This is a genomic window from Streptomyces durbertensis (genome assembly GCF_014156695.1).
Taxonomy (GTDB): domain Bacteria; phylum Actinomycetota; class Actinomycetes; order Streptomycetales; family Streptomycetaceae; genus Streptomyces; species Streptomyces durbertensis.
Genome location: NZ_WMLF01000249.1, coordinates 1 through 7,770 on the forward strand (window position 1 = coordinate 1; position 7,770 = coordinate 7,770).

5 protein-coding genes, 4 tRNA genes and 1 pseudogene are annotated in these 7,770 nt (G+C 71.3%); 2 read left to right on the forward strand and 8 right to left on the reverse strand.

Features of this window, described 5'->3' with window-relative positions; translation table 11 throughout:
* Nucleotides 1-355 precede the first annotated feature (355 nt).
* Complete coding sequence (locus tag GL263_RS16750) at nucleotides 356-559, reverse strand: DUF6274 family protein (RefSeq protein ID WP_182856534.1); 204 nt, start codon at nucleotides 557-559, stop codon at nucleotides 356-358.
* A 134-nt stretch (nucleotides 560-693) separates the two neighbouring features.
* Nucleotides 694-768, reverse strand: a tRNA-Asp gene (locus GL263_RS16755).
* A 286-nt stretch (nucleotides 769-1,054) separates the two neighbouring features.
* Here GL263_RS16755 and GL263_RS16760 point away from each other — a divergent pair.
* A complete protein-coding gene (locus GL263_RS16760) occupies nucleotides 1,055-1,507 on the forward strand; it encodes a hypothetical protein (RefSeq protein WP_182856535.1) in 453 nt (150 codons plus the stop codon).
* A 46-nt stretch (nucleotides 1,508-1,553) separates the two neighbouring features.
* Here the strand turns inward: GL263_RS16760 and GL263_RS29255 are convergent.
* Nucleotides 1,554-1,669: pseudogene (locus tag GL263_RS29255) on the reverse strand (DUF3418 domain-containing protein); the annotation flags it as partial.
* A gap of 253 nt (nucleotides 1,670-1,922) precedes the next feature.
* Here GL263_RS29255 and GL263_RS16765 point away from each other — a divergent pair.
* Nucleotides 1,923-2,207 carry a hypothetical protein gene (locus GL263_RS16765; protein ID WP_182856536.1) on the forward strand — a complete coding sequence of 95 codons (285 nt, stop codon included), beginning with the start codon at nucleotides 1,923-1,925 and terminating at the stop codon, nucleotides 2,205-2,207.
* Nucleotides 2,208-2,332: 125 nt separating this feature from the next.
* Here the strand turns inward: GL263_RS16765 and hrpA are convergent, their stop codons facing one another.
* The 5 genes from hrpA to GL263_RS16795 all read right to left on the reverse strand — a co-directional run bounded on the left by hrpA (nucleotide 2,333) and on the right by GL263_RS16795 (nucleotide 7,475).
* Entirely contained in the window at nucleotides 2,333-6,559 is a 4,227-nt protein-coding gene (gene hrpA, locus GL263_RS16770; RefSeq protein WP_182856537.1) for an ATP-dependent RNA helicase HrpA, read from the reverse strand.
* A gap of 168 nt (nucleotides 6,560-6,727) precedes the next feature.
* Nucleotides 6,728-6,994, reverse strand: a complete 267-nt coding sequence (locus GL263_RS16775) for a Txe/YoeB family addiction module toxin (RefSeq protein WP_182856538.1) — start codon at nucleotides 6,992-6,994, stop codon at nucleotides 6,728-6,730.
* 199 nt (nucleotides 6,995-7,193) lie between these two features.
* Nucleotides 7,194-7,267: transfer RNA gene (locus GL263_RS16785), tRNA-Phe, on the reverse strand.
* Between the two features lie 23 nt (nucleotides 7,268-7,290).
* Nucleotides 7,291-7,365 (reverse strand) — tRNA-Asp (locus GL263_RS16790).
* A 37-nt stretch (nucleotides 7,366-7,402) separates the two neighbouring features.
* A tRNA-Glu gene (locus GL263_RS16795) sits at nucleotides 7,403-7,475 on the reverse strand.
* Nucleotides 7,476-7,770: the final 295 nt, after the last annotated feature.

Consider the following 7,770-nt stretch of genomic DNA (forward strand, 5'->3'; position numbering starts at 1 on the left):
CTTCAGAGGCCCCCGCGCACCCCTCGCGCCGGCCGGCCAGCCCCGCCGCTCCGCCACCGAACGCCCCGCAGGCGCCTCGCACGGGCCGCGCCGCGACCCCTCATCCCCCGGTCGGAGACGGCCTCCGAGGGTGCGGTGAAATTGCACATATTCTATCGACCGCCCGTATGGACGGGATAAGAAGCGCCCGTTCCGCGCCGAGTTGAGTGACTACCGTCACAGCGCCGTCCCTCTTGTCGGGCGTGTGGAGGATGCGGTATCAGCGCGGCCCGCCGTACGTCGCAAGGGAGTTGCCTGTTCACCTTGGCATGTCCGAGGGGCCCGCGCCGGGCTTTTGTCATCCCCGTGCGGGACTTCACCCGCGGTCGGGCTCCGCCGCGGGTTCCGCGGTCGACAGAGGCTGCTGCTCCGGCTGCTCGTCCGCGAGCAGTCGCAGACGGTGGCAGACCACACATCGACGGGTCGAGTGCCCGTGCCGGACGGCGGCCGACAGGTGCGCCCGCAGCAGCGCACGCGTCGCGTGCCGCCCGTTCCCCTGGTCACCCCGGGTCGCAGCCATGGGCGCCACCTCCTTGCACGAGGAGTACTGGCCCGCCGACCCCCCGTCAAGACCGCCCGGAGCACGGAAGCGTGGCGCACGGCGAACACGTCGAAGGGCGCCCCCGCTGACGGGGACGCCCTTCGACGTACATGCGGTCCTGACGGGATTTGAACCCGCGGCCTCCACCTTGACAGGGTGGCGAGCACTCCAAACTGCTCCACAGGACCAGGTCGCCTCCACCGGCTTCCCGGTGGTGCGAGACGAGACTCTACAGCAGCCCGGCCACCCAGAGCGAATCCGTCCCCAGAAGCCCGTCGCGAAGCGTTCCGGCAGGCCGGGACGGGAGGCGGTCGGTCGACAGAAGGCGAGGGGCGCCGGCCGGTCTGTGGCGCTGCCACGCCAGTTGCCCGTACCACCGCCAACCCGTCCTGGCCCCCGGCTCGTTGACCCGTTGCCGGTGGGAGAATCGCACGGCGGGGCACAGGGGGTGCCCCTCTCCCGGAAGGGACCGACGTGACGGTCACCTGGCGTAGCGCGGTCCGCTACGCGTTCTTCGTGGTCGCATCGTCGTGGATGGTCGGCCTTGTCGTACTGGCCGCGATGACGTTGACGTCCAGGGGAACGAGCGGGCTGGCGGACATCGTGGGGCCAGCCGAGCTGGTCTTTCCGGTCGTGGCGTTCGCGGGCCTGACGGTTGCCCGTAGAGTCCTGCCTCCGCTCCCGCGCTGGGGCGTCATCCTGACCGACGGCGCCCTCTACGTGGCCATCCTCGTCGGGTGCGAAGGAGTCGCGGCGTGGGCGGCGGGCGACGACTCTCCTCTCGACAGTGCCTTCGTGATCGCCATCTTCGCTCTGTTCAGTCTTCAACTTCCGGCCGCGTGGGGACTCTCCGCATGGCGAGCGCAGCACCTCGAAGTCGTGATCAGGCGCCGGCCGAGCGCTGGACCACATACCCCGGGTGACTGAACGGCACGTCGTTCGCACACCGTCCCCGGCCCCAGCGGGGGGTGCCGGGGACGGCGGCGTTGACGGTCTTGACGATGCGCTTGTCGGAGATCGGGTAGGCGGTGCCCAGGCGTGGGCGAAGTAGCTGACCGGTAGCTCCTCGATCATCAAGCGGATCTCCCGGGCCACCGCCGCACCGGCCGGCCGGGCGCCGCGAGCTCAACCAGGTCCTGTCAGTGGGGACACAGTGCGTACCGCTCCGGCGCGTGTCAGTCCGCGAACGTATGATCGGCGAGATGCGTTGAGCCCGAGCGCCGACGAACAGCACACACGTTGCTGGGGCGCGCGGCTCGACCCGGCCGCACGGTGACCGCGTGTGGCAGAGCTCGGACGTCCAAGCGGTGGGGGATTCGTGCCGGACCAGAAGTCACAGGAAGTGCGATCGGCTCGTGGGGGAACCGAGCGGCCACCGGACACCGACACGCCAGCGACCCTCTACGGTCCGGTCTCGCTCGGCTTCGGTGTCATCGCGGTGATCGCCGCGTTCCTGCTGGGGCCGTTCGGCGTCCTGGCCGGGAGCCTCGCTGTCACCTTCGGCATCCTCGGCCTGGTGGGCAGGATCAAGGTCAACCGCCTGCCGTGTGCCATCGGCCTCGTCACCGGCGCCTTCGGCGTGCTCTACCCCGTTTCCCTCCTTCTCCTCTACACGGGTGGCTTCTGAGGAGCATCCGGCGTGCGACCCATGTGGCCAGCCGGTCGGCGCCGCCTGCACGCGCGGGACATCTGCGGATCTCGGCAGGCCGCTGAGCGGCGCGTCGCGCGCACGCCGTCCCCGGCGGGCGCCGCTCAGCGGCGGGTGGCGGGGACGGCGGCGTCGACGGCCTTGACGATGCGCTTGTCGGAGATCGGGTACGCGGTGCCCAGGGCGTGGGCGAAGTAGCTGACGCGCAGCTCCTCGATCATCCACCGGATCTCCCGGGTCGCCGCCGGCACCGGCTGGCCGGGCGGGAACTGCTCCAGCAGCCACTCGTACTCGTCCCGCATCTCCTTGGCCTTTGCCATCCGGGCCTGGTCGCGCTGCGCGTTGGTGGGCAGCTGCTGGAGGCGGCGGTCGGCGGCGACCAGGTAGCGCAGCAGGTGCGGCAGCCGTGCGGCGCCGTGCCGGGTGACAAAGCCGGCCGGTACCAGCTCGGCGAGTTGCTGCCGGACGTCGGCGACGGACGTCACCAGCGCCGGACTGGTCGACAGCGGCGGCGACTTCATCCGCCGCTCGCAGGACTGCCAGGCCGCCAGGATCTCCTGCACCTGCCGCACGGTCCGCATCGTGGCGTCGACGACGTCGGACCGGACGGCGTCGAAGAGCTTGCGGAAGCCCTCCTCGTCCCAGGCCGGGCCGCCGTTCGCCGCGACGAGCTGGTCGACGGCGCCGCCCACGCAGTCCTCGAAGAGCGCCTGCACGCTGCCGTGCGGGGTGCTGGCCAGCGCGAGCTTCTGCTGGTTGCTCAGCTTGGACTGGGCGAACTTCGCCGGGTCCGACGGCAGGTTCCGCATGATCAGCCGGCGGGTGCCGGCGCGCATGGCGTCCTGCTGCTCCTCCTCGGTGTCGAAGAGCCGGACCGAGACCGTCGCCGTCTTCGGGCCGTCGTCGACCAGCGCGGGGTACGCCCGCACGGGCTGGCCGCCGCGCCTGGTCTCGAAGGTGCGGTCCAGCGTGCCGATCGTCCAGGAGGTGAGCCCGGTGCGCTGGGTGGGGGCGGCGTCCCGCGCCGGTTCCGCGCTGCCGGTCTGGTCCGTGCGCCGGCCGCCGCCCGCGCGGGCGGTCGAGGCGTCGAAGGCGCGGCTGAGCGCGGCCTGCGCCTTCGGCTTGAAGCGGGCGCGCAGGACGTCGAGGTCCTTGCTCTCCGAGTCGCCGGGCAGCTTGCGCCGCCGCTCGTCGACGACCCGGAACGTCACCGCCAGGTGGTCGGGGACCTTCGACCAGTCGAAGTCCTCGGGCGTGACCCGGACCGCCGTAAGGCGTACCAACTCCCGTGCCAGCACGGCCGTCAGCGGCTCGGCGGGCGGGCCGGCGGGGGAGCGGTGCTCGTAGCCGCGCTCGTCCAGTGCCCGCAGGAAGCGCGCCGCGAAGTCCGGGGCCGGTACGAAGTTCCGCCGCAGCGACTTCGGCAGCGAGCGGATCAGCTCCGTCACCACCTGCTCGCGCAGGCCCGGGATCTGCCAGTCGAAGCCGGCCGGCGTCACCTGGTTGAGCACCTGGAGCGGCACGTGCACGGTCACGCCGTCGGCGTCCGCGCCCGGCTCGAACTGGTACGTCACCCGCAGCCGCAGGTCGCCCTGGCGCCACGAGTCGGGGTAGTCGGCCTTGCTGACCGACTCCGCCCGCTCGTTGATGAGCATCGACTTCTCGAAGTTGAGCAGGTCCGGCTCGGTACGGCGGCGGTGCTTCCACCAGGAGTCGAAGTGCGCGCCGGAGACGACGTGTTCGGGGACCCGCTGGTCGTAGAAGTCGTACAGGGTCTCGTCGTCGACCAGGATGTCCCGGCGGCGGGCCCGGTCCTCCAGCTCCTTCACCTCGACCAGCAGCTTGCGGTTCTCGTGGAAGAACTGGTGGTGCGTCCGCCAGTCGCCCTCCACCAGGGCGTTGCGGATGAACAGGTCGCGGGAGGTCTCCGGGTCGATCCGCCCGTAGTTGACCTTCCGCTGCGCCACGATCGGGACCCCGTACAGGGTGACCTTCTCGTACGCCATCACCGCGGCCTGCTTCTGCTCCCAGTGCGGCTCGCTGTACGTGCGCTTCACCAGGTGCTCGGCGAGCGGCTCCACCCAGTCCGGGTCGATGCGGGCGTTCACCCGCGCCCACAGCCGGGACGTCTCCACCAGCTCCGCCGACATCAGCCAGCGCGGCTGCTTCCGGAACAGCGCCGAACCCGGGAACACCGCGAACTTCGCGCCGCGCGCGCCCAGGTACTCGTTCTTCTCCGCGTCCTTCAGTCCGAGGTGCGAGAGCAGGCCGGCCAGGAGGGAGCGGTGCACGGCGTCCGGCGACGCCTCCTGCTCGCCGAGGTGCACGTCCATCGTCTTCGCCACCTGCCGCAGCTGGACGTAGATGTCCTGCCACTCCCGTATCCGCAGGTAGTTCAGGTACTCGTTGCGGCACATCCGGCGGAACGCCGACGAGGACAGCTCCTTCTGCTGCTCGCGGACGTACCGCCACAGGTTGAGGTAGGCGAGGAAGTCGCTGGTCTCGTCGCGGAACCTGGCGTGCTGCTGGTCCGCCTGCTGCTGCTTGTCGGCGGGGCGTTCGCGCGGGTCCTGGATGGACAGCGCGGCGGCGATCACCATCACCTCGCGCACGCAGCCGTTCCGGTCCGCCTCCAGCACCATCCGGGCCAGCCGGGGGTCCACCGGGAGCTGAGCCAGCCGCCGCCCGGTCTCCGTCAGCCTCGGACCCTTCCGGCCGCCGCCCTGCGCGGGCTTCGCGATCTTCGGGGCCTTCGCGGGCGTCGCGGCGGGGGCGTCCGGCTGGGGCTGGGGCTTCGCCGGGCCGGACTCCAGCGCGCCCAGCTCCTCCAGCAGCTGCACGCCGGCCTTGATGCTGCGGTGGTCCGGCGGGTCGATGAACGGGAAGCGCTCGATCTCGCCGAGACCGGCCGCCGCCATCTGGAGGATGACCGACGCCAGGTTCGTCCGCAGGATCTCCGCGTCCGTGAACTCCGGCCGGGAGAGGAAGTCCTCCTCGGAGTACAGCCGGATGCACACGCCGTCCGACGTACGGCCGCAGCGGCCCTTGCGCTGGTTCGCGCTCGCCTGCGAGATCCGCTCGATCGGCAGCCGCTGCACCTTCGTGCGGTGGCTGTACCGGGAGATCCGGGCGTAGCCCGGGTCGATCACGTACTTGATGCCGGGCACGGTCAGCGACGTCTCGGCGACGTTGGTCGCCAGCACGATCCGCCGGCCCGAGTGGCGCTGGAAGACGCGGTGCTGCTCGGCGTGCGACAGCCGCGCGTACAGCGGCAGGATCTCCGTCCCCGGAGCGCCCGGGGGCCCGCCCGCCCGGCGGAACTTCTTCTCCAGCGCGTCCGCCGTGTCCCGGATCTCCCGCTCACCGGAGAGGAAGACCAGGATGTCGCCCGGGCCCTCCGCCTGGAGCTCGTCCACCGCGTCGCAGATCGCGGTGACCTGGTCGCGGTCGGCGTCCTCCGCGCCCTCCTCCAGCAGCGGCCGGTACCGCACCTCGACCGGGTACGTGCGCCCGCTGACCTCGATGATCGGCGCCCCGGAGACAGTCTCCCCGGTTCCGGCCGCCGACGCCGGGACGGTCGCCGACGCCGGCACGGCCGCGTAGGCGCCGAAGTGGCGGGAGAACCGCTCCGGGTCGATCGTCGCCGACGTGATGACAACCTTCAGGTCCGGCCGCCTCGGCAGCAGCTGCGCCAGGTAGCCGAGCAGGAAGTCGATGTTCAGACTGCGCTCGTGCGCCTCGTCGATGATGATCGTGTCGTACTGCAGCAGCTCCCGGTCCGTCTGGATCTCGGCCAGCAGGATGCCGTCCGTCATCAGCTTGACGAGGGTGGTGTCCTTCACCTGGTCGGTGAAGCGGACCTTCCAGCCCACCGCCTCGCCGAGCGGCGTGCGCAACTCCTCCGCGACCCGTTCGGCGACCGTGCGGGCGGCGATCCGCCGCGGCTGCGTGTGGCCGATCCGGCCCCGCACGCCCCGACCCAGCTCCAGGCAGATCTTCGGGATCTGCGTGGTCTTCCCGGAACCCGTCTCACCGGCGACGACCACCACCTGGTGGTCCCGGATCGCGGCGAGGATGTCGTCCTTCTTCTGACTGACCGGGAGCTGCTCGGGGTAGGTGATCTCCGGCACGGCCGCCCGCCGCGCCGCCACCCGCTCCTCGGCCCTCGCCACCTCGGTGGCGATCTCCTCGAGTACGGCCTGCCGCGCCTCCGGCTTGCGGACGCGTCGGACGCCGTCGAGCCGACGGCCGAGCCGCCGCGCGTCACGCGGCATCAGTTCGGAAAGCCGCTCCGAGAGGGCGGGCAGGGTGAGGACAGGCGCACTGGACATACGGGTCCCAGCATCCCACCTCGCCGTCCCGTCCGGCGACCCCATTACCGGCGGGCCCGCGGTCACCGCCGTGCGCACGCGCTCACGACCCGCGTGCCCCCAGCGCCCGGGCGAGGAAGCGGGCACCGACGGTGGCCGGGGCCGGGTCGTCCATGGGCGGCCGCAGCCTCATCGGCGTTCGTAGTGGAAGCGGCACGCCACGACGTGGATCGTGTCGTCCTCGCCGATGCGGTACACCAGCCGGTGCTCGGAGTCGACGCGCCGCGACCAGTAGCCGGAGAGGTCGCTCCGCAGCGGCTCGGGCTTACCGATGCCCTCGTGGCCGTTGCGGTCGATGTCGGCGATGAAATGGTTGATCCGTTTCAGGAGCTTGCGGTCGTTCGCCTGCCACCACAGGTAGTCGTCCCAGCCGTCGTCGAGGAAGAGGACCTTCACGCGGCGCCTTGGCCAGCCTCGTCGCCCGGGTCGACCAGCTCGCGGACAGTGCCGTGACCGGCGCGGTCCTGCTCGATCGACCTGCGCAGACGTTCGGCCATCGCGGGCGAGCGCAGGATGCGATGAAGGTGGCGGATGCACGAGAAAAGCCCCGCCGAATGGTCTTCGGCGGGGCTTCTGCCCTGTTCAGGGGCGGTTGTGGCTGGGGCCGGGGTCGAACCGGCGACCTATCGCTTTTCAGGCGATCGCTCGTACCAACTGAGCTACCCAGCCACGCGATCCACGGGGGATCGCAGCGGTCCTGACGGGATTTGAACCCGCGGCCTCCACCTTGACAGGGTGGCGAGCACTCCAAACTGCTCCACAGGACCAAGCTTCGCGCGAGACAAGTCTCGCACAGGTGACGCGTGCCCCCAACGGGATTCGAACCCGTGCTACCGCCTTGAAAGGGCGGCGTCCTGGGCCACTAGACGATGAGGGCTGATGGCCCGCCTGGGCGCTTTGTCAGCGCGTCGGGGACGTGAGAAGCATATGGGATACCCCGACGGTTCGCCAAAACGGATTCCGCCGCGCGGCGGCGGACCGGCGCGGCGCGGCCGGTCCGCCGGTGTCTCAGCCGGTCGGGACGGGGGTCGGGGCGTCCCGGCGGGCCGGTGCGGCGCGGCTGTCGTCTCTCCGGTCCTCGTCGCTCCCGTTCTTGTCGTCCGTGTCGTTCTGCTCTCCGCCGCCGGTCGGGGACGGGGAGCCGGTCGGCCGGCCGGGAGAGGGGGCGGGGG

Bases quoted from the DNA above. Each gene is read 5' to 3' on its own strand.
- GL263_RS16750 (WP_182856534.1), bottom strand. From the start codon at position 559: ATGGCTGCGACCCGGGGTGACCAGGGGAACGGGCGGCACGCGACGCGT.
- hrpA (WP_182856537.1), bottom strand. From the start codon at position 6,559: ATGTCCAGTGCGCCTGTCCTCACCCTGCCCGCCCTCTCGGAGCGGCTT.